Raw genomic sequence first — 26112 nt, forward strand, 5'->3', positions numbered from 1 at the left:
CGAAAAAGGCCGAATATGACGACCAAAGCCGCCCCTCACTTCGGACCGCGACTGATCGGCTCGCCCACCGGAACGTTGCGCGCCGCGGTACTGGTCAGACCGAACCGCTCCATCGAGCACGCAAAACCGCTGCCCGGCGAACCGGGAACGGTGCACGCCTGGGCGACCGACCAGCACGCGATCCTCTGCAAGACGCTGGCGTATTTCGGGGTCGAGACCGTCATACTCGATACTCACGGCGACGACCCGTACGAAACGTCGGTTTGCGACGCAGCGGTCGCATTCGAAGACGGGGCGATGCTGATGCGTCCCACGGCTATGGCGCGGCGCGGCGAAGCGGATCGCCTCAAGAGTCACTTTTCACACATCGACGTGCCCCTTGCGGGACACATTACCGCTCCCGGACTGCTCGACGGAACCGACGTCGTTCTCGTCGGACACACCGCGTTCGTCGGAACCGGAAAGCGCGGTAACGACATCGGCCGCGGCGGCTTCGCTCAAGTGGCCCAAGCGCACGGCTATCGCGTCGTCGAAGTCAAGATCGATCCCAACGTGCCGTCGTTGCGCGCGGTCGTCGGGGCGATCGCCAAAGACACCGTCGTCATAGCGGCCGATCGCGTCGATTCCAGCGCGTTCGAGGGCTTTCGCACGATCGTGCTCGAGCGCGGTGAGGAGTTGGCGGCCGGCGTACTGCCGATCGGCGACAAGCACGTTATTGCGGACATTCGCTACAAAACTGCACTGACGACGATGCGCCGCGCCGGCGTCACGGTCGAAGCGATCGATCTGTACGAATACGGAAAGATCGGATTGACGCCGTCGATGCTGGTGCTCGCCTTGAAACGCACGTAGAGGTTCGCTCGTGCGCGTTGCGGTCGTTTCGGACATCCACGGTAATCTCGTCGGGCTCGATGCTTGCTTGGCAGACTTGCAGGCACAGGGCGGTGCCGACGCGATCGTTGCGGCCGGCGACCTATGTCTCGACGGTCCTAAGCCCAAGAAGGTGCTGCAGCGTTTGGAAGAAGTCGGCGCGCAGTGCGTGCGCGGCAACACCGATCGGTATCTGTCCGAAGAACTCACCGAAGCGGTCGACGGCGTGGACGACGCCCAAATTGCGTGGACGCGCAACGATCTCGGCGAGCGCTGGATCTCGTTTTTGCGGGATCTGCCCTTCGCGCTGCGCATCGGCGACGACGATAATCAGTTGCTGATCGTGCACGCCAATCCAAAGTCCGACGACGAACATCTCTGGCCCGACGCCGACGACGAGGCTCTCGAACGCTTCATCGGCGAAGAGCCCGCGGCGGCGATCGCCTTCGGCCATTTGCACTTGCCCTACGTGCGTCTGTGGCGCGGCAAGCTGCTCGTGAACGTGGCGTCCGCCGGCCTGCCCAAGGACGGGGACCCGCGTGCCTGCTACGCGATCCTAACCGAGCGCGACGGCGGCTGGCAAGTCAAACACCGCCGCGTCGTCTTCGACGTGAAGAAAGTTGCAACCCAACTGGCCGATTGCGGGATTCCGGGGAGTGCGGAGCTCATCGCGACGCTCCGGCGCCACCGCTACAAACGGCTGAAATCATCGATACCATAAACACCAACGGCAAACGCGCGCCTGCAATCGAAATCGATCGCCTCGTCAAACGGTATGCGGACTTCACCGCCGTCGACGACGTGTCGCTGCGCGTGGAAGCCGGCGAGTTCTTTGGTTTTCTAGGTCCCAACGGCGCGGGCAAAACGACGACCATCAACGCGATCGTCGCGTTGGCGCAGCGGACCTCCGGACGCATCTCCATTTTCGGTTACGACAACGTCACGCAGTGGCGCGAAGCTAGACTGCTGATCGGACTTGCACCGCAAGAGTTCAACTTCGATCGGTACTTGTCGATCCGCGACGTCCTGATCTACGCGGCGGGCTACTTCGGTTTGCGCGGAAAGGACGTTGCCGATCGAGCCGACGCACTGCTCGAGCGCTTCGGACTCACGTCGAAAGCCAACGTGGAATACACGCGCCTTTCAGGCGGTCAGAAGCGGCGACTGACCCTAGCGCGGGCGCTCATCCACGAACCGGAACTGCTCATTTTGGACGAGCCGACCGCCGGCGTGGACATCGAGCTTCGGCTCGAACTCTGGGCATGGTTGAAGTCGCTCAACGCCGAGGGCCTCACGATCTTTCTCACCACGCACTATTTGGAAGAAGCCGAAGAACTCTGCAAGCGTATCGCCATCATTCAGCGCGGACGGATCGTCACGGAGAAGCCGACGCACGAGCTCTTGGCCGACGGAGCGTCGCTGCAAGACGTGTTTCTCGAACTCACGCGCGACGAGGAAGTGCGCGCGTGAACGCCGTCGGATTCTGGACGCTCGTGCGCCGCGAAATGGTGCGCAGCCTCAAGATCATCAACCAGGTCATTTGGCCGCCGATCATCACGACCTTGCTCTACGTGTTCGTCTTCGGCTTGGCGATCGGCAGTCGAATTCAAAGCGTGCAGGGCGTCAACTACGCGCAGTTTCTCATCCCGGGCCTGATCATGCTGCAAGTGATCGATTCGTCCTACGGCGAGTGCTCGAGCTCGCTCTTCCAGGGGCGCTTCATGAACTCGATTCAGGAACTCTTAGTAGCGCCGATGTCGGCGGTCGAGATCGTCGGCGGCTACATCGTCGGCAGTATCTCGCGCGCATTTCTCATTGCGGGACTGATTACGATCCTCGGAATTTCCCTCGTTCACGCGGTGCCTCACGATTGGGCGCTCTACATCGGCGTCATCGCGCTGGTTTCGGTCCTGTTCTCCGCGCTCGGGCTGATCTTCGGCCTCGTGGCGGAGAAGTTCGATCATATCGCCATCTTGACGACGTTCGTCATCACGCCGTTGACGTTCGTCGGCGGCGTCTTTACGTCGGCGTCGATGCTGCCGCCGGTGCTGCAAAAGTTGGAGCTGGTCAATCCGATATTCTATACGATCGATGCGTTTCGGCGCAGTTACACGGGCGACAGCTTCCTGGCCCCCGTGTACTCCGTGGGAGCCATCGTTTTGCTGGCCGTCATTGCCGTCGGCGTCGTGCTGCGGTTGATGGCGACCGGATACAAGCTACGCGTCTGAGGAGATCATGATCGCCGCACTGCTCATCGCTGCTACCGTTGCCGCAACGTCCGCTCACCTCGAGATTGCGCCCTGGAACGGCAAAGATTTGCCGACCGCAACGCAATCCGCGGCGAGGTATCGGCTGGTGGTCACCGGCAAACCGAACGCGCATCTGCGGCTCGAAGCGACCGGTGTGGCCGACGGATGGCTTGGCGCGTTCTGCACCTCCGAGGTGTGCGCACCGGGACGCGTCAGCGTCGACCTGCCCAAGTCGGGCCAAGCGGTCTACCAGTTCGAACTCATTCGCGAAGGTGACTCCGCGCCGGCCACCAGCGGCGCGCGCATCGTCGGCGACGACGGCTCGTCCGTCGACGTCCCCGTAGCTACACGCTAAAAGAACGGATTGTGCGCTTTTTCTAAAGCGATCGTCGACGGCGGTCCGTGCCCCGGCATGAGAACGGTATCGTCGGGCAAAGTGAAGATCTTGCTGCGCACGCCGTTGAGAATGTCGTCGTAGGTGCTTTCGTCGCCGAACGCACCTCCGACGCTCGCGGCAAATAGCGTATCGCCGCTAAAAAGCATCCCTTGGAAGAGATAGCACGACGAACCGTCGGTGTGTCCGGGCGTGTGCAGCATGCGCACCGACGCTGCATCGCCGAACGGCAGATCTTCACCGTCGCGGACGAGCGTCGCGTTCTTGGCTAAGCCGCCGATAGCGTCGACGTCGGCCTTATGCATGACGATTTGCGCCTGCGGGAACGCCGATGCGACGTCGGCGGTGGCGTCACAATGGTCGGCGTGCTTGTGCGTGATCAGAATGTATTGCAGGTGATAATCGCCCTTGCGTAAGACGCGCAGGAGATTGGCCGGAACGCCCGCCGGATCGACCAGCGCGCTGCGCCGTCCGCCGTCGAGAAAAAAGACGTAGCCGTTGCTCGGATGCGGATCGTGCGGATGGTGGCGGACGTCGTCGCGTTCGATCGGCGGCGGATACCAGCGTTGCGCCGCGGTGTCGGCGAACTTGCCGGGATCGAGCCGTAACGCGCGGGCGATCGCGCGAGCTTGATCGCCGTCTGCGGCACCGTCGTCCTTGAGCCACGCCGTGATGCTCGCGGCCGATATGCCGGTCGTTTTTGACAGCTGATCCAGTGTGACTCTATTACCGCGCATCGCCTTGCGCAGTATGTCCCCGAATGTATCCTCTAGGGGAAGTGGCGATCCGGCGCTCATGCGCGCAGGTTCGACGCCCTGCCGCAAGAATCTGCGAGCCCATGCGAATTTCGCGGCGCGCGTTACTAGGCTCCGCCGGTGCGCTCGTTGCGGGAGCGAGCGCGCTGTCGCTTCCCGGCGGCGGTCCGCGCACGTTTTTTGGCGGTACGCCCCCACCGCATGATTTCGCTCCGCTCGGCACGATGTTTTCGGTCGCTGAGCTGCGCGCCGAGCTGACGTGGCTCGTCGATACGATGCGTGAAGTCGGCGCCAAGCCGTTCGCGTTCGCCGATGAAACCGCGTTCGAGCGTGCCTATCGCGATCGGCTCGGCCGCTTCGACCGTCCGGCAAACGCGCGAGAGTTCTTCCTCATCGCGGCGCCGTTGTTTGCCGGGATGAACGACGGGCACGTTTCGATTCTCTTAGGGCACGAATATAACGAGTGGCGCGACCGGAAAGGGCGCGCGTTTGGGCTGCTGGCCCGCCTTCGCGAACACGGTTTGTTCGTTGAGACCGAGACCCAGAGCGGCTTCCCGCCGGGAACGAGAATCGACGCGATCGACGGAACGCCTTCGAATGCGCTTATTGAGGCCCTCGTTTCGCTGCAGGGCGCGCAAACTCTAGGAATTCGGCGCGCGCTCATCGGTCTGAATACCGACTACGTCATGCGCCAGTGGTTCTACGCGCGCGACGGGGAACGGAGCAGCTACGAGGTGAGCGCTACGAAACCAGACGGTAAGCGCGTCACTGCCGCCGTTGCGACGACGACCACCGATGAGGTGTCGCGCACGCTCGAGCGCGCTCCGAAGCAAACCGAAGCGAACTATACATTTTCCCGTATTGCCCGAGGGCGCGTCGGTTACGTCGACTACCGTCATTGCCTCGACAAGGAAGCGTTCCGGCAGTTCCTCACGCAGACGTTTAGCGGCATAAAGATGAATCCCGTTGCGGGAATCGTCATCGATATTCGGCGCAACGGCGGGGGCGACGCGGACGTCAACGACGTCTTGTGGCCGTTCGTTTCCAACAGGCCGTTTTCGCCCGGTGGCCGGTTTATGCTAAAAGTCAGCAGCCGTCTCAAACGCGAATACGGGTTTTGGCTCTATAATATGCACTATTTTCCGCCGGCGTGGTTCCTGCGCGACGGCTCGATCGCGCAGTTTGACGTCACGCGGTTGGCAGCGCATCGGCCCGAAAATAATCCGCTGCAATTCGCCGGTCCGGTGTATCTCTTGATCGGCAAAGGCACGTTTTCATCGGCCATCGGATGCGCCCAAGAAGCCAAGACGGGCGGACTAGCGACTATCGTCGGCGAGGAAACCTCGCCCGTGCGTCACACCGGCGAGGTGTACTCAGGATATTCGCCGAGAGTCGGCGTCGCGTTCGGATTCACCACCAAATACTACAATGACGACCCCTTTAAAGACGGCGAGGGCGTCGTTCCCGACGTGACGATCGTGCCGACCGAGGCCGACGACCGCGCGGGCCGCGATCCGGTACTCGACTACGCCGTCGACCGAATTCTCCGTCACTCGGCCACATAACAGCTGTGCAACCGGAAAGGGCGTCCAAGCGGTCGAAAACCCAAGCAATGGAAAGCGTCGTCATCATCGGATCCGGTCCGGCGGGACTCACGGCCGCAGTCTACGCCGCACGAGCGAATCTCAAGCCGCTCGTCTTGGCGGGCGGCCTTTACGGCGGCCAGCTGATGCTCACGACCGAAGTCGAGAACTACCCCGGTTTCCCCGAAGGCATCATGGGCCCCGACTTGATGATGCGTTTCCGCGAGCAGGCCGAACGTTTCGGCGCGCGGATCGAAAACGTCGACGTAACGTCGGTTGAGTTCAATGCCAAACCCTTGGCCGTGCGCACGCCCGATGCGCAGTATCAAGCAAAGACGGTGATCGTCGCCACCGGCGCGAGCGCCCGCTGGCTCGACATTCCCGGCGAAGAGCGGCTGCGCGGCCGCGGCGTCTCGACCTGCGCGACCTGCGATGGCGCATTTTTCCGCGACAGACAGATCGTCGTCGTCGGCGGCGGCGACTCCGCCATGGAAGAAGCGCTGTTTCTCACGCGTTTCGGCAAACATGTGACCGTCATCCACCGCCGGGACGGATTGCGCGCCAGCAAGATCATGGCCGACCGTGCGCGCTCCCACGAAAAGATCGGCTTTATTTGGAACACGGTCGTCGAAGAAGCCCTCGGCGACGGGCAGCTCAAAGCGCTGCGCCTGCACAACCTCGCCGACGGCAGCCGTTCGGAGTTTGAAGCTGATGCGCTCTTCATCGCGATCGGTCACACGCCCAACACGGATATTTTCAAAGGCCAGCTCGATCTCGACGAAGCGGGCTATATCGTTTCGGCCGACAGTGTGACCACGAACGTGGAGGGTGTCTTCGTTGCGGGCGACGTGAACGACATTCGGTACAAGCAGGCCGTGACCGCCGCCGGCGCCGGTTGCCGTGCCGCGATGGACGCCGAAAAGTATCTCGAGGCGTTAGAGTTTCGCGTCGCTATGGAACAGGTTCCGTAGCGCTGCGTCGATCTCCGTAAACCGAAACTCGAACGCGTACTCTTCGAGCAAGCGCGTCGGAAGTACGCGCTGACCTTCGAGCACCACGACGGCACCTTCACCCAGCAACGCGCGTAATGCGATCTTGGGAACCGGCGCGAACGTCGGACGTCCGATCGCCGCGCCGAGCGCGTGCGTGAGCGCGGCATTGGTTACGGGGTTCGGCGCAGTCGCGTCAACCGCGCCGTCGACGCGATCGATCGCGAGCGCGTAGACGCGCATCGCGTCGGCGATGTGAATCCAGGAGATCCATTGGCGCCCGTTGCCCACGATACCGCCGAGACCGGCTCGAAACGGCGGCAGCATCTTTGCAAGGGCGCCACCGCCGGTATCCAAGACGACGCCGCAGCGCACGATAGCGACGCGCATGCCGAGATCGCGTGCGCGCGACGCCTCCGCCTCCCACTGCGCGCACAGCCGCGCCAGGAAATCTTCACCGGGAGGACTGGACTCGTCGAACGTCCCCGTTTCGCTCGTTCCGTAATAGCCGACCGCCGAGGCCGATACGTACGCGGCGGGCCGCTTGTCGTGACGGCCGAGCTGCTCGAGAAACCGCCGCGGCAGCTCGGTTCGGCTGTATTCGAGCCGGTGCTTGACGGTTGACGACCAGCGTTGCGCGATCGTTTCGCCCGCGACGTTGACGACGGCATCGCATTGCGCGGCGGCCTCGGCCGCGGCTGCTGGATCGCGCAGCGATAGCGGTTCGACGACGTCGCCGCGCGCGCGCAGCACAGCCGCCAATCGGCTGCCGATAAAACCGGAAACCCCAAGTACGGCGACTCTCACCGGTGCGCCAGCGTGGCTCCTTCGCTGCCGACGATCTCCTCGAGCTCGTCCACAGTTTTCGGAATCGCCGCGGTCAAGTTTTCGCTGCCGTCGATCGTAACCAAAATATCGTCTTCGATGCGTACGCCTATACCCTTGAAACGATCGGGACAGTCGAGATCGCGCCGAACGTACACACCGGGCTCGACGGTCGTGACCATCCCCGGCCGCAGTCGCACGGCTTCGTCTTCGTCGTCGCGGTAAGCGCCGACGTCGTGAACGTCCAGGCCAAGCCAGTGACCCGTACCGTGCATGAAGTACCGGCGGTAGTGTTTCTCCTCGATGTTCTCATCGAGGGTGCCCGAAAGCAAGCCGAGCTCGATCAAGCCCTCGGTGATCGTGCGAATTGCGGCTTCATGGAATTGATCGCGGCGAACGCCCGGGCGCACTTGCGCGATCGCCGCTTCCTGTGCCGCCAGGACGAGTTCGTAGATCGAACGCTGCTCGGCCGTAAAGCGCCCGTCGACGGGCCACGTGCGCGTGACGTCGGTCGCATAGTAATCGAGCTCGCAGCCGGAATCGACCAACAGCAGCGCTCCCGATTCGAGGCGGTCGCGATTATTGACGTAGTGCAAGGTCGTGGCGTTGTCGGCGGTAGCGACGATCGATTCGTAGGCGACGAACTGCGCGCCGTTGCGTAGGTATTCGGCCTCGATGAGCGCCTCGATTTCGTACTCGTGGAGACCCGGCCGCGTCGCGCGCATGCCGGCCGCAAAACCTTGTCGCGTAATGCCCGCGGCCCGGCGCATGGTCGCGATCTCGCGATCGGTTTTGATCAGGCGCATCTCGTGCACCGCGATCCCCGGATCGGCAAACGTGCGCGGTACGCGCCCCTTCTGACGCGTGCGGCCGCGCGCGGCCTCGATTGCTGCGTGCACGAGTGCGTCGGTTGCGGCGTCTCTGCCGGTCGCATAGTGCAAGGTCGTCGCGCCGATCAGATACTCCGGCAACCGTTCCGCGAACTCGGCGATCGGATAGGCCGTGTCGACGCCCAACGTTTCGGCTGCGCGCTCGACTCCTAAGCGCGTGCCGTCCCAAATCTCACGATCCCGATCGCGCGTTCGCAGAAACAGGACGCTGCGATGTTCGGGATGTTCGGGCGAAAGCACCAGTACGGCCTCGGGTTCGTCGAAGCCGGTGAGATAATAGAAGTCGGAGTCTTGGCGAAATGGATACGACGTGTCGTTGTTTCGTAGGATCGTTTTTGCGGACGGAATGACGGCGGCGCCGCCGGCTATCGCCTCGGCCAGGCGCTCGCGCCGAGCAATGTAGGGTTCCATAAGTGCCCCCTATTGTAAGAGACGCAGCGGATTGGAGGCAAGCGCCGCCAGCGCGTACCAGGCTGTGGCGCCGACGTGAAGGCAAGCGTAGTACGAATCGCCGTCGCCGGTCCGCAAGCCGTTCTTCGAAGCCGCGTCGATGCCGTCGCCGTCGGCGTTGGGCGCATGCCGCTGCGCGTATGCCAGGTCTCCGAGGTAGGCAACGGCCTTTTGCCGATCGCCGGCCTTTGCGCGAGCCAGCAACGCCGCAGCCAAATGTGCGGTGCCTTCGAACCACACGCCGCTTCGGTCGGCATCGCTGAAACTGACGCCCCGAAAACCGCCCTCATTTACGGCGAGGCGCTTCGCTGCCCAGTCTAACGAGGCTTCGTATATCGTGCGTTCGGTGGCAAGAAAACTCCACGTCTGAACGTCTTCGGGAATCGGAACGCGATTGGGCGTTGCCCCGTCGTCGAGCGTCCCAATCCAATAAAAGCCGCTACGCGCGTTCCACATCGCGTCGACGAGCGCCAACGCGGACGCCGCACCCGTGCTCCAACTCGAATCGCTCGTCAGCGCAGCAAGCATCGTGAAGAACGCGTAGACGTCGATGTTATGCTCGGTCGACTTCCAGCGCACGTTCGTACCGCCGGTATATCCTCCGGGTCCGCGCGAATCCGCCGCATTCTGCGCGATCCAGTTCGCAATCGCGGTCGCCGCGGTCAGATGCGTTGCTTCGTGCGTCGCGCCGTACAGTTGAGCAAGTGCAATGCCGGTCCACGCCATGTTCCCTGTGTCCGTGCCGGCACCGGCAAACGTGACTTTCCCGCCCTGCGAAACGAAGGGACGCACCCAATACGCGTTGCGGACGCGTCCGTCGCCGGCCGGATCGTGCGATTGCGCGTACTCGAGGCTGTTCCCGAGAACTCGCGCTCGAGCAAGATCGTCGCTCGTGCCGCGTGCGAGATACGCCGCGATCAGGACCGCCTGGTCGTAGGTAAAGGCCGTCGCGCCTAGGCGAAGCGCCTTGGTTGGAACGAAGCTCTGCGCGAGCCGCAATGCGTCACCGGCGCCGTAGAGGTCCATCATGCGATCGAGAAACGCAAACGCGCGGGTCGACGAAGGCGAGTTCGCGTGCGCCCCGGCGTGTGAGGGGTTTACGAGCGACGGCGTGAGAAGCGCGCGCGGCGAGCAAGCCGCCAGTGCGAAGGTCGCAAAGATCGCGCGCCGGCGCGAAACCACGCTATTGAAGACTGCGGGCGATCGACTCTATTTCGCCGGCGGTTTGGTCGACTGCGCGCTGGACCGACGAGCGGTCTCCGCTTTCCATCGCTTCGGTCAGCGTAGGAAAAGCGACTTCGGCATACCCTTGGCTGCCGTAGAAGAGCAGGTCTAGACGGTGTACGGCGTCGATCGCCTTGTCCGACGACGCCCCGATCGAAACGCCGGCGAAACGGTCGATCGCCTGTGAGATCGGTGCGAAGCTGACGCCGGTTCCGTTGTTGTTTGCCAGCGACGCGAGCGCCTGACGCATCGACGGCACGTAGGCGTCGAAACGATACGGCAGCTGGTCGTCTGAAGTGAGTTTGTAGGCAAGCAATGCCAGCATCTGCGAGAGCGCTTGATGGTTGGCGAAATGCGGATCGGCCTGCGTCGTCGCATAGGTTAAATCGTCGAAGGCGGAGTGATACGCGCCGAACGGTCCGGCAAATGCCATTTCTATGGTCGGAATGCCGAGCAAGTGTAAGAACGGTTCGTGATCCGACCCGCCGCCCGGCGCGAACGTTTGAACTCCGCCGTTCTGTGCGCGCCATTTATCCCACACGGTTTGCGAAGGCGAGCGCGGATCGGAAACCATGCGCGCGATCGGCGGAGCGAGCGGCGCGAGCGCGGCGGCAGCCGTGGTGTAGAAGAAGTTGCCGGTCGCAGTTTCGTCGGCGTTGACGTAGGCGATGCATCCACGCCGCAACGCCCAGTAATGCGTTCGAACGAACGAGTTGGAGCCCACCTCGCCGATCTCTTCGCCGTCCCAGCCGCCAATCTCGATGGAATACTTGGGTCGCCAGCCTTCGTGGTAGACGTATCCGAGCGCGCGCGCCGCCTCGAGCAGCGTTGAGATGCCCGATCCGTTGTCGGTGACGCCGTACACCCACGCGTCGCGGTGTCCGCCCAAAATCACGCTGCGTGAAGCGTCTTCGCCGCGAAGAACGCCGATCGTATTCCACAACCAGATCCAGTTGTACGACTCATCGACGCGCATGTGCACGAGGTCGCGGCTCGTTCCGAGCGCGTACGATGCGCCGAGTCCGCCGCGCCATGCTTGCGGACCCTCCGGACCGGCTACGTCCTCGAGCAGACGCGCGGCGGTAAGCGCGCTCACGGGCAGTACCGGGATCTTCAGCGCGGGTGCGCCGAGGCTGCCGCGCTGCACCGATCCAAGCGGGCGATAAGGGCCCGAGGGATACGCAACGCCGTGATCGATGCCGTCGCGGTCTGCCGGGTCGGAGTACAGGAGGACGCCGGCCGCGCCATGGGCCATTGCGCGGCGCGCGATGTCGCCGCGAAACTCGCCGCCGTAACGCACGAGCACGAGGCGTCCATGGACGTCGACGCCCGCCGACGTCAGCGCTCGATAGTCTTCGTCGCGCCCGTGGTTGGCGTACGCGAGCGGCGCCGTAACGTCACCCGAACCGCTCCATGCGTTGAACGGCACGCCCGCGTCGCCGCGAGACGCGTCGGGATCCTGCGCCAAACCGGCCTCTTTGAGATCGAAATCCACGTGCGGCTTCACGAGCAGCTGCAGCACGGCTTTCTTGAGAATCGGGACTTGCGCGTAGACTCGCTCGATCGACGCGTCGAAACCGTACGACGCCAACGTGTCGCGCATCCAAACGGCCATCTTGTAATCGCCGCTGCTTCCGGGATAATGCGCTTCCTGGTTCAGGCGTGCCGAGTCGTCGAGTGCACCCTGCGACGTGGGAATAGTAACGAGAAACTGCTCGATCTGGCGGTCGTCCGGGGCGCCGTTATCGGCGCGTGCGCTTCCAGCGGACAGCACGAGGCAGGCGGCGAGCGCGGCGGCGATCCAGCGATACGGCATAATCCTTTTTTCGGCTGTCGCCGGTGAGGCCCTTAAAAGAGGGTTCCTTTTATCCGTCGATCGTGCGCAGCAGCGCCTCGGCTTCGCCGTTGAGACCCTGCGCGTAAACCTTCGGATGCGTGAGGTAGAAGAGCGACATGACCCGCAGAACGAACTCGTGCGGCCGTCGTTCCGGGAGCGTCGCGAAGCGGCGCCTGGCCAGGCCGGCCAAATAGCCGGCCCGCTCGCGCATTGTCGCCGGCGACGGGTAGGCGGCCGCGAAGTTGAGCTCGCCGTGCTCGCGATCCTCGGCTTGATCGATGAACGAGTCGAGCAGCACGTGAAGCGCGGCGACGGCCGGGAAATGCGCGCCGTACGCGGCCGCCGCCGAGTCGGCTCGTCCGGCAAACAGCTCGTAGAGCGGCGCATAGACTTGGAACTGCGATCCCGCCGCGCACGCGAACTCGTACCATTCCAAATCGGCAACGCGGCCGTCCTTGCGCGCCGCGAACCATTGGCGGCACGCGTGCTCGCGTTCGCCGGCCGGATAGTGTTTGTAGGTCTGCATCTCCGCGTATAACTGCGCGGCTTCGCGCAAGATCGGCAGCAGCGCTTCGTGTCCGGCGATGCGGCGTAAGGACCGCTGCACGCGCGTGACGAGCCGCTCCAGATAACCGTTATCCTGACCCGCCGGTCCGAGCGCGTAGTAGTCGCGCGGCGACGCGTTCGGATCGAGCGCGTCGGCGATGGCCTGATGGAGCACGGGATACGCTTCGACCGGAACGTCGGCGTGGCGGTCGCACAGATTGTCGAGATAGTCGTAGATCGATTCGAGCGGCGCGATCAACTCGACGTATGCGCGCGCTTTGGTCCGGGGAAGAAAGGTCGCGAGAATGCATCCGCCGGCAACGTGGTAGGCTTTGCCGTCGATGCTCGCGAGCGCTTCGTCGCGCAGGGCGTCGTCGCGAATCGAGCCGGCGAGCGAGCGGATTCCGTCGAGTTCCAATCGCGCGTGCGGCACGATCGTCCGTAAGAAGCGCACGATGTTCGCCGGGGTGAAGGGTCCGTCGTCCACGAGGAAGCGCAGGCGACCCGGACTGAGGAGCACGTGACGCACGGCCCATGCGATCTCATCGCGCACTCCAGACCTCGGGCTTAGATTCCGCCGACGAAGCGGCCGGGATTGAGCGTACCGTTAGGATCGAACCTAGCTTTGAGTTCGCGCATGCGTTCGATTGCCGCGGGCGGCTCGCCCCAAACGTTGAGCGATCCGCGAAATGGATGCTCTCCGGCCAGGACGATTGCTTGCGGCTGCGCGGCGTGCAGCGCCTCGTCGAAGGTTTCGATCTTCGCTCCAAGCGAGCGCGAATCTAAGTCGCTCACGCGTACCACGACGTCGCCGTTGAGCGCGTCGACAATCGTTTCGCAGCGAAGCTCGAACCGCGCCGCCAAATCGTGCACCCCCAGCGCGCGCTCGGCCGACGCGTCCGGCGTGCAGAGAATGCGATACGTGATCGATCGCTCGCCCAGCACCGCAACGTACGCGTCGACGACTCGCTCGAACGATTCGCGGGCGCCCGCGTTGATGACGCGCGTGTCGGGAACGCCCGCGCGCCCCAGCGCGGAACGCAGATCGCGCGTCGCGCGTTCGAGCAGTGCTTCGCTGCCCTCGAGAAGCGCGAAAATCCGGCCGTCGTCGCCGTCTTCGCCGTCGACCGAGTTGTGAAAGCCGTCGATCCAAAACGCGGCGGAGGGCCGAACCGGCAGCGATTCGAGAAATCTGCAGGCGTCCGCGCGCGTGCCTTCCGGCAGCGGTGCGAGGAACGCGCGCGCGCTCGCGGGCAGCGGCAGCGTCTTGAGATTGGCTTGCACTAAAACCGCAAGCGTACCGCAGGATCCGACGTAGAGACGGCTCATGTCGTAGCCCGCGACGTTCTTGACGACCATCCCGCCCGCGCGCACCGGTGTCCCGTCGGCGAGCACGGCCGTCGTGCCGATGAGATAATCGCGCGGCCGGCCGTAAAGGTGGCGGCGCGGTCCAAGCCATCCCACCGCCAAAGTTCCGCCGACCGTTGCGTCGCGCGGACGCGGAGCGTCGAACGGTACGAACTGACCGCGCTGCGCGAGCGCAACGTTGATGGATTGAAGGATCGTTCCGCTCTGAGTCGCGATGGTGAGATCGGCTGGTTCGTAGTCGACGATGCGATTCAATCCGATGGTCGACAGCGTAACGTCGGCGCGCGCCGGCGGCAGTCCCATCCCGGCGAGCGTGTTGCCGCCCACGATAAGGATTTTACGCCCGCCCGCGTCGCAGCTAGCGACGAGTTCGCCGAGTTCCTCGACGCTTTTCGGCGCGGCGCGCTCCGCGACGGTCATCCGGCGACTTCCGGACATCGCACTCCGCTCGGAAAAATCTTGTCGGGATTGAGCATTCGCTTGGGATCGAAAACGTCGCGAACGCGCGCCATCGCCGCCAGATCGGCCGTCGAGTAGACGCGCGTCATCGCGTCGCGTTTTTCATAGCCGACGCCGTGCTCGCCGCTGATGGTACCGCCGAGTTCTACGGCAGCCTGCAGGATCGTGTTTCCGGTTTCGATGACCGCCGCGACCTGCGCCCGATCGGTTTTGTCGTACATGAGCAGCGGATGCAGATTCCCGTCGCCCGCGTGGAAGACGTTTCCAACCGTAATCCGGTGCTTGGCGGCGGCCGCTTCGACCTCGCGCAACGCTTCGGGAAGCTTGCTGCGCGGAACGCACACGTCTTGCGTATAGTAGTTGGGTGAGATGCGGCCGGTGGCGGCGGCCGCGCCTTTTCGTCCCGCCCAGAGGGCATCCCGTTCGGCGCTCGTGCGCGCGCTTCGCCACGAAAGCGCGCCGTGCCGATCGACGATCGCGCGAATGGACGCTTCGCACGCGTCCATGTCGTTTTCGAAGCCGGCGTTTTCGATGAGCAATACGGCGCTCGCATCGGTCGGATAACCCGCGCCGAACGCCGCCTCGACCGCACGCACGATCACTTTGTCCATCATCTCCAGCGCGGTCGGAACGATGCCCGCGCCGACGATTGCCGAAACGGCCTCGGAAGCCGCTTCGATCGAAGGAAACGCCACCACCCAAACCCGGACCGCTTCGGGAAGCCGCATCAGACGAACCCAAGCCGACGTAACGATGCCCAGCGTCCCTTCGCTGCCCACCAGCGCGGCGGTCAGATCGTAGCCCGCGTCGTCCACGGCCGTCGTGAAAACCTCACCGCGGTCATCCACGACTTCCAATGCGAGCACGTGGTTGACCGTCGTTCCGTAGGAGAGGCAGTGCGGGCCGCCGGCGTTGGTGGCGATGTTTCCGCCGATCGTCGAGATGCGCTGCGAGGACGGATCGGGCGCGTAAAATAACTGTGTGGACGCCGCGGCTACAGAGAGATCGAGGTTGATGACGCCCGGCTGCACGCGCGCGCGCCGGTTGCGCGCATCGAGTTCGAGGATGCGATTCATACGCGCAAACGAGATGACGACTCCGCCTTCCATGGGGACGGCACCGCCGCAGAGTCCCGTACCGGCGCCGCGCGGCACCACCGCTGCGCCGACGGCCCGCGCGACGCGCACGACGGCGCTCACGTCGCGGGTGGACGCGGGTAAGACGACGGCGGCGGGAAGATTTCCGTCGGTGTATGCGTCGAAAGCGTAGGCGGCGAGGTCTTCAGGCGCCGTTAACACGGCATCTTGGCCGACCGCCTCGGCGAGGCGCTGGTGTAGCAACACGACGACCTTCGGCAGGAAGGCGAGGCTCCCCGCACCAAGGGCGTCGGCAGTGTTTTCATTTCTCGGCTTCGGTAAGAAGAAGAAAGCCGCGCCTAAGAGCATGGTGCGCCCGAAGGCGGGCACCGGCCAAAAACGCAACGCGTTTCGCATGCCGGTTGAGTTCGAGGTCTCGTACACGCTCGACGGCCGGCCCGGCAAACGGCGCGCGCGCGCGAACGACCTTTCATCCGGCGGCTTGCGGTTAGCGACGGACGAAGACTTAGTGCGCGGATCGCGGCTCGATCTCGAGTTTCACCTTCCCGACGAGTTTTTATCGGAGATGACCATCGAGAAGGAAGTCTTCGAACAAACGCCCTTCGGATTACGCCCGCAAACGGTGAAGGTGCAGCCGCCCGGATTCAAGCCGATGCGCATGCGTGCAACGGTCCTCATGCCGTTTTTCGATCGCGTCGAAAAGAAGTTCGCGTACGGTGCGAAGTTCGGCGCGTCGGAAAAAGAGATGCAAGAAGAGCTGGAGCGCTTCATCCACATATGGCAAATCCACTACTTGCGCACCCGCAGGCCGGACTAGTACAAAAGGTACTTTTCGCGGATCGTTTTGAAGCGATCGAGCGCGGCGCTCCAACCCTCCACGATCTCGCCGGCGCTCTTTCCTTCGAGTAATCCGCGGCGAAGCGAGTCCGTTCCCCAATCGTGGGCGAGTCCCGTCGCCTTGACGTGCAACGCCGATGGAAAGAGATCGCGTACCGCGGTGAGGATCTCGACCGCCGTAGGCACCGCGGCGAAGCGGCGTTCGTCGAAGACGTCGAGCTCGACACCGGAAAGTTCGCGATCTTTCCAAAACCCCGCAAACGGCGACCATGCGGCCGGACGAAACCAGACGCCCGGAAGGTCGCGCGCGTTGAGCGTGCGCGCGAGGTGCGACCCGTCGATATCCGCTCCGCCCGCATAAAAGAACGGCTTGCTGTAGCCGGTACCGTTATTGACGCCGGCGTTGTCGATCAGGCCGGTGCACAGCAGTACGAAGCAGGTTTGCCAGGTCGGAACGTTGGGCGACGTTTGCACCCACTGCAAACCGGTGTCCGGCCAGATCTGCGAGCGATCCCAGCCGCGCATTTTCACGACGTGGAGCTTCGAGCCGATCCCGAAGCGATCGTTGAAGAGCGTGGACAACTCGCCGACGGTCATGCCATGCCGCATGGCGATCGGGTAGAGACCGATGAACGACTCGTAAGCGGGTTCGAGTACGGGCCCTTCCACGAGCTTACCGCCCACGGGATTGGGACGGTCGAGCACCCAGAACTCTTTTCCGTGCGCTGCGGCGCTTTGCATCGCGTACGCCATCGTCGAGACGAAGGTATACGCGCGCGCGCCCACGTCTTGAATGTCGAAGAGCAATACGTCGATACCGTCGAGCATCGCCGCGCTGGGGTGGCGCGTCGCGCCGTACAGACTATAGACGGGTAAACCGGTTTGCGAATCGGTGTAGGTTCCTACCGATGCGCCGGCGGCACGGTCTCCGCGAAATCCGTGCTCGGGGGCGAAGACGGCTTTGACGTGCAGCTCGGTCCCGCGGTGCACCGCATCGACGACCGATTCGAGCCGCGACGTGACGCCGGTTTGGTTGGTGATGATGCCGACCGTTCGGTCCGCGAGCTGCGGCCACACGTCGTGCAGCAAAACGTCGTCGCCGAGCGTGACGTTCGCATGCGGGAGCGTCTCCGCGCGTGCCGGCAGCGCACGAGAAGCCGCGAGCGCGGCAGCTGCTCCCAAGAAGTGACTGCGCCGCATCACGGATCGTCGGCGAAATACTTCGTTAAGCGCTCGAGGTATTGGGTGCCGGGAACCTCCGAGAGATCGGGAAAGGGTTCCCGCCGCTTGGGCCGCGGCTTTAGGCGCACCGGGATGAACGTCAACTCGTCCACGCGTGCCGTACGCCGCGAAGCCATGATCGCGGCGATTCGCTGCGCCTCCGACCAGAAAAGGTAGTGGTTGCCGCGCAGCAGCTGCGCCTTACGCATGCCGAAAGTCCACGACTGGAGGTTCAAGTCCACCAGCGGTGTGGGGGACAGATCGTAGAGCTCGTTGACGAGGAACAGCTGGGCCGTGTCGTTGCCTTTGGTGCTGTAGAGAATGCGCTGCGTTTCGTCGGGCTTCGGACGGGGAGTGCCGCCGTGCCACTCGATCGTCGCGAGATGCATGTCGGGAAACGGCGAGACCAGCAGCTTTTGTTTCACGCTACGAACGCGACTTCCGCGCTCTTAGTAAGAACCCCCGCTTCCCGCGCGCGCGCCAGCAACGCCGCGACCGCGCGCATTCCGTCGTCGCCCAGGTCGTCGGTAAAGTCGTTGACGTAGAGATCGATATGCTGTCGCATGACGTCGTCGCTCATCTCGACTGCGTGTTCTCGGACGTACGGCATCACGCGTTCGGGATGGGCTCGCGCGAAGGCCAGACTGCCCCGGATGGCTTCTCCCAAGCGGTGGGCCTCGCCGTCGTCGATGTCTTTGCGGACCAGAATCGCCCCCAGCGGTATCGGCATGCGCGTGAAGTTCTCCCACCACTCGCCGAGATCGGCGATCGCGATCAAGCCTGCGTCCCGATAGGTAAAGCGCGATTCGTGGATGATGAGCCCTGCGTCGATTTTGCCTTCCGCAACGGCCGGTACGATGCGATCGAAGCGCACGCGCTCGACGTGTTTCGGACGCCCCCCCAACGCCATCTGAAGCAGAAGAAACGCCGTGGTGCGCTCGCCGGGAATAGCGATGCGTTTATCGCGCACGTCCGCAAAGAGCTCCGGCGCATTCTCCGGGCGCGCGACGAGCAGCGGGCCGCAGCCGCGTCCCACGGCACCGCCGGCGCGCAAAACGCGATAGCGCTCGGCGAGATACGGCACCGCGCCGTAGCTGACTTTGACGAGCTCGAAGTCGCCGCGTTCGGCGGCCGCGTTGAGTTCGTCGATATCGGCGAGATGCGCCTCGACCGGCGGCGCACCGTCGAGCATGCCGTTGGTCAGCGCTGCGAAGATGTACGTGTCGTTGGGACACGGCGAATAGGCGAGGGTCCGAACCGTCACGGCACGACTTGCGCTTCGGCCGCATCGACTGCGTCGAAAAACGCCCCCAAAACGTGTTGTAATCCGCGCTGACCCGCTTCGAAGCTCCAGCCGCTTCGTTCGCGGCTTCCGACGCGATTTGAAATTCCACGCAGCTCGATCGCGGGAATGCCCGCGAGCTGCGCGGCCCGCAGCACGGCGAAACCTTCCATCGATTCGACGCCGGCTCCCAAACGCGCGATCCGTTCGGCCGTTTCTTCGCTCGACGTTACGCGCGCGACCGTGATGCCGCGCACGACGCGGCACCCGCGGTTAGCAACTGCGGCGACCAAGCGAATATCGGAATGAACCTTGTCGACGACGCGATGGCCTTCGGGCAACTCGATCGGCCGGCCGTCTTCGAGGCCGAGCTCCAGCACCTCGTCGCTCACGGCGACTCCTTCGCCGATCTCGGCCGCACCGCCGATCGCTCCGGCCAGGCCGGCGTTGACGAGCAGGCGATACCGCTGCTGTGCCAGGGCGCGCGTCACGGAACAAGCGGCTTCAACCGGACCGACGCCGGTGAGGAGCAGCTCGACGTCGTGCCGCGGTTTCCAAAACGAAAGCTCCTTTTCGACCGCGCAGGCTAGCAGGATCACGCGCTACGGTACCCCGATGAACTTGTGAGTTTGCAGCGAGAGGCGGAAACGCCGTGGATGCGCTTTGGCGTGCTCGAGCGCGATGCGCACGTTTTTGGGCTTATTCCCTTCGGGCTGCAGCAAGAACGGTTCTTTACCCACGAAAGGCTCGAGCTGTTCCTCGGGAACCCGTTCGTCGACGATGAGCTTGACCTCGTTCGCCCGCTCTGCCATGCGCCGATCGACGCGTTCTTTGGGCGAGACGCACAACCAGACGTCGTCGGGAAGCTGCGCGTAGATGGTACCGTTGGATTCAACGTGCACTCGCCGGCCGTCGATGCGCAGCGCGTCGATGAGCGCCGGCGTCTCGGCTTGGGCGAGCGGCTCGCCGCCGGTCAGAATCACCATCGGACAATCGCCGCCGGCGATACGAACGTCGCGAACGACTTCATGTACCGTCGCCAGACGCTTGAGCGAATAATCCGTGTCGCAGAAATCGCAGGCCAAGTTGCAGCCGGCCAGACGCACGAACACCGCCGGCGTTCCGGTCCACGTGCCTTCGCCCTGAATGCTGTAGAAGATCTCAGCTAACGCAAGCATCACGAAAATCGCTTCGGCGCAAAACCGCGCACGAATTCGACGTTTCCCACAGCACCAGTTCGTCCAGTCCCGACAGCGAGTTCTCGAGCCGTTTCCAAATCCACATGACGATGTGTTCGGCGGTAGGATTTTCGATAAAATCGTTGAGCGTCTGGTGGTCGAGTACGTCGATTACGGTTTCGCGTACCAGGCGCCGAATTTCATCGAAGTCCTCGATCATTCCGCGCGCGGGACCGTCGGTTTGAATCGGGCCGCGAACGCTTACTTCGAGACGATAGGAGTGACCGTGCATGCGCGAGCACTTGCCGGGGTGATACGGCAGCACGTGTGCCGCCTCGAATCGGAAATGCTTACGAATTTGCATGGGTCAACACCGCCATCGCGAGGATTAGTGAGAGATGACGGCGCCCGAGATGCAGTTGGATCGCTTTCCTTCCAGCACGTAAGCCATGTGATGGTCGTTGAGGTGATTGTGCACCGCTTTGAACCAGTTCTTGCTGTGCTCGGTATCCGTAAAGCGGTCGGTGTCGATCAACGCCAAGCCGTAGCCAAAGCCCGACCCGGGGTCGATATCGGCGTGAAGCGCCAAATGCTGGCCGTTCCAACCGTGCTTGCGCAACGTGCGCTGCAAGTGCTCCATGCCGATCAGCTTGATGCCGGCTTCTTTGAGAAACTGGCTGCACCAGCTCGTCCAAACGCCGTACGCGTCGAGCGTGCGAGCGACTCGTTCGTAAGCCCGTTCGTCCACGTTAGAGCGTGCCTTCCGGCCCCATCTTTTCGAGCCGTTTCTTGAGGTCGGCGAGGAAGCCGCTGGCAACGTACCCGTCGACGACGCGGTGATCGAGCGACAAGCACGAGTTCATCATGCTGCGGATCGCGATCGAGTCGTCTTCGCGAACGACCGGTTTTTTGACGACCGTTTCCATCGTAACGATGCCGGCTTGACCGCCGTTGATGATCGGCGCCGACGCCCACGATCCGTTCGCGCCGTTGTTGTTCACGGTAAACGTACCGCCTGCGAGATCGTCCACGCCAAGTTTGTTGCGGCGCGCTTTGTCGATCAACTCGCCGGCGGCAATCGCCAGGCCTTTGATCGAAAGCTGATCGGCGTTCTTGATGACCGGAACGACCAGATTCGTCGCCAGACCGATGGCGATGCCGACGTTGACGTCCTTGTTGACGTAGATGCCGTCGGCGGTGAACTTGCCGTTCATCAGCGGGAAGGCCGCCAACGACTCGACGACAGCGCGAATGAAGAACGGCAGGAGGGTTAGCTTGTAACCCGTTTCGCGCTCGAAGCGGTCCTTTTCGCGCGAGCGCCACTTCCACACGTTGGTGACGTCGATTTCGACCATCGACCACGCATGCGGTGCGGTGTGCTTGCTCTCGACCATGCGCTCGGCGATGATGCGGCGCGCCTGCGTGAGCGGTATCGTCGTTCCCGGAATCGGCTCGCCGTAGGTCGAGGTACCCGCCGGCGGCGGCGCTTTCGGTGCCGACGGCGTCGACGGTGGCGCGGACGTTATCGCCTGACCGACTGCAGCCGACGGACCCATGCTCGCAGCCGCCAGCACGTCGTCGGCGGTCACGCGGCCGTTGGTTCCGGTTCCCTTGATCGTGCGAACGTCGAGATGATGTTCGCGAGCCAAACGGCGAACCGCCGGCGATGCGCCGCGCAGCGCGCTCTCAACATCGGCGCTGACGGCGCTCGTCTTGCCCGCGCCATTGGAGGACGGTGGTGCTGCCGGTGCCGGGGCCGATGCGTGCGCGGGCGCGGCCGGTGCCGCAGCCGATTGCGCGGCTGCGCCGACTTCGTCGATCACCGCGATCGGCGTTCCCGTTGCAACGGTTTCGCCTTCCTTCACGAGGACTTCGCGGATCGTCCCCGTGACGGGCGACGGAACTTCCGCGTTGACCTTGTCGGTGGAAACTTCGACGAACGCTTCGTACTTGTCGACGCTGTCGCCGACTTTCTTGAGCCACTGAGCGACGGTTCCTTCGGTCACCGTCTCACCCAACTGCGGCATCGTAATGGTTGTTGCCATTAGAACTTCACCATCTCTCGCATCGCGTCGGCCATCTCGGCCGGCGACGACATGTACTCTTCCTCCAGCGGAAGCGCGTATCCCATGGCGGGAACGTCGGGCGCGCACAAACGGCGAATCGGCGCGTCGAGATGAAACAGAGCGTTCTCGGCGACCATCGCGCTGATCTCCGCACCGATACCGCCGAACTTGTTGTCTTCGTGAATGACGAGCAGCTTGCGCGTCTTCTCCACCGAGCGCAAGATCGCACCTTTATCCATGGGGCGGATCGAGCGCAGGTCGATCACTTCGACCGACAGGCCCTCCTCTAACTGGAGCTTCTGTGCGGCTTCGAGTGCCCAGTGCACGTAGAGGCCGTACGAGACGACGGTGAGCTGGGTGCCTTCTTTGAGCACGTTGGCTTTGCCGAACGGAATCGTGTAGTGACCGTCGGGCACCTCGCCTTTGATGAGGCGATAGGTTTTCTTGTGCTCGAGGAAGAGCACGGGATCGTTGTCGTCGATTGCGGTATTGAGCAAACCTTTGACGTCGGCGGGAAACGCCGGCGCCACGATTTTGAGCCCCGGCACGTGGTAGAAGAGCGCTTCGATCGAGACCGAGTGCGAAAGCGCGCCGCGAACCCCGCCGCCGTACGGCGTGCGAATGACGAGCGGACACGTATACTCGCCGTTGGAACGGTAGCGCGTCTTGGCCGCTTCGCCGACGATCTGGTTGAACGCAGGATAGATGAAGTCGGCGAACTGGATCTCGGCGATCGGCCGCAATCCCTCCATCGCCATGCCGACGGCGATGCCGACGATCGAGGCTTCGGCGATCGGCGTGTCGATGATGCGCTGCGGACCGAACTCGTTGATGAAGTCCTTCGTAATCAGAAAAACGTTGCCGCGCGCGCCGACGTCTTCACCCAGAATCACCGTCCGGTCGTCATTTTTCAACGCTTCGTAGAGCGTCGCGCGGACCGCCTCGACGTTGTTCATTACCGTCGAGGTCGCGCTGCTGCTGCTCACTGCCACGGTTCCCAGGCTCCTTCGTAAATGTGGGTGTAAAGATCGGACGCCTGCGGATACGGCTGCGCCTCCGCGGCGTCGGTCGCTTCATTCGTTTCGCGCAGAACGTCTTTGCGCATCGTCTCGACGTCCTTTTCGTTCATGACGCCGTACTCGACGAGCAGCGCTTCGAAGCGCGGCACCGGATCGTTCTTGCGGCGCTCCTGCACGACTTCTTTGGTTCGGTACGTCATGTCGTTATCGTCGGTCGAGTGCGCGAGGTAACGGTAACAGGTGCCTTCGACGAGCGAGGGGCCCTCGCCGGCGCGCGCGCGATCCATGGCTTCCTTGACCGCGCCGTACGTTTCGATCGGATCGAAACCGTTGAAACGCGCACCCGGCATACCGTATCCCTTGGCGCGCTTCCAAATCTCCGGCTGCGCCATCTGCTTTTCGAGCGGCGTCGAGATCGCCCACTCGTTGTTTTCGACGAGCATCACCAGCGGCAGCTTGTGAATCGCGGCGAAGTTCATCGATTCGTGCCACTCGCCTTCGCTGGTAGTTCCGTCGCCGCACGTGACCAGCACCGCCCGGCCTTTTTCGCCGCGATACTTCATCGCGTACGCGGCGCCGACCGCGTGCGGAATGTGCGCCGCCAAGATCGACGAGAACGACATTAATCCCGCGGCCTTGGACGAGTAGTGATTGGGGAACTGGCGGCCCCCGTTATGATCGGCCGCGCGGGCGAAGATCGACAGTAAAATTTCATAGGGCGAGAGGCCGATGCCCAAGCACAGCCCGAGATCGCGATAGTAGGGCGCCAAAATGTCTTTGCCGCGGTTGAACGCCATCGCGGCACCGGCCTGAAGCGCTTCGTGACCCTCGCTGCCCAGCGCGAACGGGACTTTGCCTTGCCGGTTGAGCTGAAAGCCGCGATTGTCGAGCTGGCGCTGCAGCAGCATGTTGCGCAGCAGCGCGCGCAGCTGCTCGTCGCTCAGCCCGTGACGTTCGAGCCGTCCCGTTTTTACGTCAGTCTTAGCCATGTGTGTCTTTCCACGGTTCCCAACCGTCGGCGTAAACGTCTGCGTAGAGATCGTCGGGGTTCGGATACGGCATCGTTTCGGCGCGATCCGTAGCTTCGTTGGTTTCCTCGAGGACCGAACGCTTCAGCGCCTCAACTTCCGCGTCGGTCATAATGCCGTGCTCGAGCAGCGTTCGCTCGAAGCACGGAACCGGATCGCCCTTGCGGCGCTCGGCCACTTCTTCGCGCGAGCGGTACGCGCGATCGTCGTCGTCGGTCGTATGCGCGAGAAACCGATAGCACTTTCCCTCGACGAGCGTCGGACCACCGCCGGATCGGGCGCGGTCTAGCGCGTTTTTGACGGCCGCATAGCACGCAATCGGATCCATCCCGTCGACCACGACGCCGGGCATCCCGTAGCCCTCGGCGCGTTTATAGATGTCCGGCTGTGCCATCTGCTTGGAAAGGGGCGTCGAGATCGCCCACTCGTTGTTTTCGATCAGAAAAACGACCGGCAGCCGATGGACCGCGGCGAAGTTCATCGCTTCGTGCCACTCGCCTTCGCTGGTCGCTCCGTCGCCGCACGTGGTCAGCACGGCACGTTTCTCGCCGCGGTACTTGATCGCGTAGGCGGCGCCGACCGCGTGCGGGAGCTGCGCGGCGATCACGGAGCTGATCGAGTATAAGCCCAGTTTGCGGCTAGCGTAGTGGTGCGGAAACTGGCGCCCCGCCGAGTGATCCGCCGCGCGCCCGAACAGCGAAAGCAGCACTTCGTAGGGCGTCAGGCCGATCCCGACGTTGAGTCCCAGATCGCGGTAGTAGGGAACGAGCACGTCGGTCCCGCGCTCGAAAGCGAGCGCCGCGCCGGCCTGAACGGCCTCGTGGCCTTCCCCGGCGGATGCAAAGGGAATCTTCCCTTGGCGGTTGAGCTGGAAGCCCCGGCTCTCGAGCGTCCGGTGCATGAGCATGACGCGAAACAGCGCGACGAGTTGCTCGTCGGTCAGGCCATGCCGCTCGAAGGACGTGTCGACTTTCGGTGCCACGGACTGCGGTACTCGCCCGGACCCGGCGATAAATCCTCTACCTTTGACCCACGGCGTCAGCGAGTGCGACCAACGGCTCAAGGGGGTAAGCGGGCGGCCGCCCAAAAAACGCGCGGATGCTTCGTACGTTAGCGGCCTTTGCAGGCCTTTCGTTCTTCCTTTGTCTCGGACTGGCGGCCCCGGCGCCGGCGAACGCGGGCGACGGCTGGGATAATCCGTTCTGCTCGGGGTTGGTCGCGGTCGTGCCCTGGGACGCGCGCGGCGGCACGCCGTCGACGAGCCTCTCGAGCGATCGGTACGTTCTCGAGGTGTTCGCAAACGGGAAAACCGATGTCGCCGGCGTGGTAACGCTCATCACGTCCGACTCGGCGTACTCTGTCCCCATCGCACGCACCGATCTCTTACGTTCAGCCGGGAGCGACAATTTCTACGCCGAGCCCATTTTCGTTGCGTTCGACAAACCCGTCGACGTGCATTACGCGTACGTGGATCAAATCGGCGTCGACGGTGCGGCTCCGGCAGTGTGTCCGACGGTCGTGCAGCCGGTGCGCGCGTCCACCCGGGATGCGAGCAACGAGTCCCACGTGAGCATTGGAGCCGACGTCAAGCCCGTGAACGCGACGTTTCTTCAGGCGCTGCCAGCCCTTACGTGTGGGCGCGCCTACATTCCGGCGGAGCTCCCGCGCGGGGCCGGCGCCGTCGTCGGCGCGTACGGAAACGTGCGTAAGTCGACGGTCATTCGAATCTTCATCGATTCAAACGGCGTTCCGGCATCCGCGAGCATCGAGCGGCCTTCGGGCATCGAAGGCCTCGACGAGAACGTGCTTGGAGTCGTGGAACACACGCGTTATTCGCCCGCAAGGTTTCTTTGCACGCCGGTCGTCAGCGAGATGTCGATCGAAATGGAGTATAATCCTTAGCAAATGTATCGCGCCGCGATCGCCACGCTGGCAGCACTCATCT

28 protein-coding genes are annotated in these 26112 nt (G+C 63.5%); 9 read left to right on the top strand and 19 right to left on the bottom strand.

Annotation, left to right across the window (positions count from 1 at the left end; translation table 11 throughout):
- Nucleotides 1-15: 15 nt before the first annotated feature.
- The 5 genes from VGG89_14975 to VGG89_14995 are packed head-to-tail and all read left to right on the top strand — an operon-like array spanning nucleotide 16 to nucleotide 3474.
- The gene (locus VGG89_14975) at nucleotides 16-852 is read left to right on the top strand and encodes a hypothetical protein (protein ID HEY1977853.1); all 837 of its coding nucleotides are present in this window, start codon (nucleotides 16-18) and stop codon (nucleotides 850-852) included.
- Nucleotides 853-862: 10 nt separating this feature from the next.
- Entirely contained in the window at nucleotides 863-1591 is a 729-nt protein-coding gene (locus tag VGG89_14980; protein HEY1977854.1) for a metallophosphoesterase family protein, read from the top strand.
- On the top strand, nucleotides 1510-2340 hold the full coding sequence (locus tag VGG89_14985; GenBank protein ID HEY1977855.1) for an ABC transporter ATP-binding protein: 831 nt from the start codon (nucleotides 1510-1512) through the stop codon (nucleotides 2338-2340). Before VGG89_14980 ends, VGG89_14985 begins: the two co-directional genes overlap by 82 nt.
- Nucleotides 2337-3098 carry an ABC transporter permease gene (locus VGG89_14990; GenBank protein HEY1977856.1) on the top strand — a complete coding sequence of 254 codons (762 nt, stop codon included), beginning with the start codon at nucleotides 2337-2339 and terminating at the stop codon, nucleotides 3096-3098. Before VGG89_14985 ends, VGG89_14990 begins: the two co-directional genes overlap by 4 nt.
- Nucleotides 3099-3105: 7 nt before the next feature.
- Nucleotides 3106-3474, top strand: coding sequence for a hypothetical protein (locus VGG89_14995; GenBank protein ID HEY1977857.1), 369 nt, complete (start codon nucleotides 3106-3108; stop codon nucleotides 3472-3474).
- On the opposite strand, the gene VGG89_15000 is transcribed toward VGG89_14995, so the two are convergent.
- A complete protein-coding gene (locus VGG89_15000) occupies nucleotides 3471-4250 on the bottom strand; it encodes an MBL fold metallo-hydrolase (protein HEY1977858.1) in 780 nt (259 codons plus the stop codon). The genes VGG89_14995 and VGG89_15000 overlap by 4 nt on opposite strands.
- A 101-nt stretch (nucleotides 4251-4351) precedes the next feature.
- Between VGG89_15000 and VGG89_15005 the strand changes: the two genes are divergently transcribed.
- Nucleotides 4352-5833 (top strand): S41 family peptidase, encoded by a 1482-nt coding sequence (locus tag VGG89_15005; protein HEY1977859.1) that lies wholly within the window; start codon nucleotides 4352-4354, stop codon nucleotides 5831-5833.
- Nucleotides 5834-5880: 47 nt separating this feature from the next.
- A complete protein-coding gene (trxB, locus tag VGG89_15010) occupies nucleotides 5881-6822 on the top strand; it encodes a thioredoxin-disulfide reductase (protein ID HEY1977860.1) in 942 nt (313 codons plus the stop codon).
- On the opposite strand, the gene VGG89_15015 is transcribed toward trxB, so the two are convergent.
- From VGG89_15015 to VGG89_15045, 7 genes are read right to left on the bottom strand one after another with little or no spacing between them, the layout of a single operon-like run.
- Entirely contained in the window at nucleotides 6787-7647 is an 861-nt protein-coding gene (locus tag VGG89_15015; GenBank protein HEY1977861.1) for a TIGR01777 family oxidoreductase, read from the bottom strand. The genes trxB and VGG89_15015 overlap by 36 nt on opposite strands.
- On the bottom strand, nucleotides 7644-8966 hold the full coding sequence (locus tag VGG89_15020; GenBank protein ID HEY1977862.1) for an aminopeptidase P N-terminal domain-containing protein: 1323 nt from the start codon (nucleotides 8964-8966) through the stop codon (nucleotides 7644-7646). The genes VGG89_15015 and VGG89_15020 overlap by 4 nt, the downstream gene beginning before the upstream one ends.
- Nucleotides 8967-8975: 9 nt before the next feature.
- A complete protein-coding gene (locus tag VGG89_15025) occupies nucleotides 8976-10187 on the bottom strand; it encodes a hypothetical protein (GenBank protein HEY1977863.1) in 1212 nt (403 codons plus the stop codon).
- Nucleotide 10188: 1 nt separating this feature from the next.
- Nucleotides 10189-12045, bottom strand: a complete 1857-nt coding sequence (locus tag VGG89_15030; GenBank protein HEY1977864.1) for a M28 family peptidase — start codon at nucleotides 12043-12045, stop codon at nucleotides 10189-10191.
- A 49-nt stretch (nucleotides 12046-12094) separates the two neighbouring features.
- Entirely contained in the window at nucleotides 12095-13165 is a 1071-nt protein-coding gene (locus VGG89_15035; protein ID HEY1977865.1) for a DUF2600 family protein, read from the bottom strand.
- 14 nt (nucleotides 13166-13179) lie between these two features.
- Nucleotides 13180-14400 (bottom strand): FAD-binding oxidoreductase, encoded by a 1221-nt coding sequence (locus VGG89_15040; GenBank protein HEY1977866.1) that lies wholly within the window; start codon nucleotides 14398-14400, stop codon nucleotides 13180-13182.
- The gene (locus VGG89_15045) at nucleotides 14397-15779 is read right to left on the bottom strand and encodes an FAD-linked oxidase C-terminal domain-containing protein (protein HEY1977867.1); all 1383 of its coding nucleotides are present in this window, start codon (nucleotides 15777-15779) and stop codon (nucleotides 14397-14399) included. The genes VGG89_15040 and VGG89_15045 overlap by 4 nt, the downstream gene beginning before the upstream one ends.
- A 52-nt stretch (nucleotides 15780-15831) precedes the next feature.
- Here VGG89_15045 and VGG89_15050 point away from each other — a divergent pair, with 52 nt between their 5' ends.
- Nucleotides 15832-16353: a PilZ domain-containing protein gene (locus VGG89_15050; GenBank protein ID HEY1977868.1), complete on the top strand. Its 522-nt coding sequence runs from the start codon at nucleotides 15832-15834 to the stop codon at nucleotides 16351-16353.
- On the opposite strand, the gene VGG89_15055 is transcribed toward VGG89_15050, so the two are convergent.
- Genes VGG89_15055 through VGG89_15105 form a run of 11 tightly spaced genes read right to left on the bottom strand, consistent with a single transcriptional unit; the run spans nucleotide 16350 to nucleotide 25149 of the window.
- Nucleotides 16350-17573 (bottom strand): DUF1343 domain-containing protein, encoded by a 1224-nt coding sequence (locus VGG89_15055; GenBank protein HEY1977869.1) that lies wholly within the window; start codon nucleotides 17571-17573, stop codon nucleotides 16350-16352. The two genes, VGG89_15050 and VGG89_15055, sit on opposite strands and share 4 nt — an antisense overlap.
- Nucleotides 17573-18019 (bottom strand): hypothetical protein, encoded by a 447-nt coding sequence (locus tag VGG89_15060; GenBank protein ID HEY1977870.1) that lies wholly within the window; start codon nucleotides 18017-18019, stop codon nucleotides 17573-17575. Before VGG89_15060 ends, VGG89_15055 begins: the two co-directional genes overlap by 1 nt.
- The gene (locus tag VGG89_15065; protein ID HEY1977871.1) at nucleotides 18016-18858 is read right to left on the bottom strand and encodes a 1,4-dihydroxy-6-naphthoate synthase; all 843 of its coding nucleotides are present in this window, start codon (nucleotides 18856-18858) and stop codon (nucleotides 18016-18018) included. Before VGG89_15065 ends, VGG89_15060 begins: the two co-directional genes overlap by 4 nt.
- Complete coding sequence (gene mqnB / locus VGG89_15070; GenBank protein ID HEY1977872.1) at nucleotides 18855-19475, bottom strand: futalosine hydrolase; 621 nt, start codon at nucleotides 19473-19475, stop codon at nucleotides 18855-18857. The genes VGG89_15065 and mqnB overlap by 4 nt, the downstream gene beginning before the upstream one ends.
- Before the next feature lie 3 nt (nucleotides 19476-19478).
- Entirely contained in the window at nucleotides 19479-20054 is a 576-nt protein-coding gene (locus VGG89_15075; protein HEY1977873.1) for a 7-carboxy-7-deazaguanine synthase QueE, read from the bottom strand.
- Entirely contained in the window at nucleotides 20038-20418 is a 381-nt protein-coding gene (queD, locus tag VGG89_15080) for a 6-carboxytetrahydropterin synthase QueD (GenBank protein ID HEY1977874.1), read from the bottom strand. Before queD ends, VGG89_15075 begins: the two co-directional genes overlap by 17 nt.
- A gap of 24 nt (nucleotides 20419-20442) precedes the next feature.
- Entirely contained in the window at nucleotides 20443-20802 is a 360-nt protein-coding gene (locus VGG89_15085) for a hypothetical protein (protein HEY1977875.1), read from the bottom strand.
- A gap of 1 nt (nucleotide 20803) precedes the next feature.
- On the bottom strand, nucleotides 20804-22099 hold the full coding sequence (locus tag VGG89_15090; protein ID HEY1977876.1) for a dihydrolipoamide acetyltransferase family protein: 1296 nt from the start codon (nucleotides 22097-22099) through the stop codon (nucleotides 20804-20806).
- Nucleotides 22099-23112 (bottom strand): alpha-ketoacid dehydrogenase subunit beta, encoded by a 1014-nt coding sequence (locus VGG89_15095; protein ID HEY1977877.1) that lies wholly within the window; start codon nucleotides 23110-23112, stop codon nucleotides 22099-22101. The genes VGG89_15090 and VGG89_15095 overlap by 1 nt, the downstream gene beginning before the upstream one ends.
- The gene (locus VGG89_15100; protein HEY1977878.1) at nucleotides 23103-24128 is read right to left on the bottom strand and encodes a thiamine pyrophosphate-dependent dehydrogenase E1 component subunit alpha; all 1026 of its coding nucleotides are present in this window, start codon (nucleotides 24126-24128) and stop codon (nucleotides 23103-23105) included. Before VGG89_15100 ends, VGG89_15095 begins: the two co-directional genes overlap by 10 nt.
- A complete protein-coding gene (locus tag VGG89_15105; GenBank protein HEY1977879.1) occupies nucleotides 24121-25149 on the bottom strand; it encodes a thiamine pyrophosphate-dependent dehydrogenase E1 component subunit alpha in 1029 nt (342 codons plus the stop codon). Before VGG89_15105 ends, VGG89_15100 begins: the two co-directional genes overlap by 8 nt.
- Nucleotides 25150-25265: 116 nt before the next feature.
- Between VGG89_15105 and VGG89_15110 the strand changes: the two genes are divergently transcribed.
- Entirely contained in the window at nucleotides 25266-26069 is an 804-nt protein-coding gene (locus VGG89_15110; GenBank protein HEY1977880.1) for an energy transducer TonB, read from the top strand.
- The last annotated feature ends 43 nt before the right edge of the window (nucleotides 26070-26112 follow it).

The organism is Candidatus Baltobacteraceae bacterium, assembly GCA_036488875.1.
GTDB lineage: Bacteria > Vulcanimicrobiota > Vulcanimicrobiia > Vulcanimicrobiales > Vulcanimicrobiaceae > JAFAHZ01.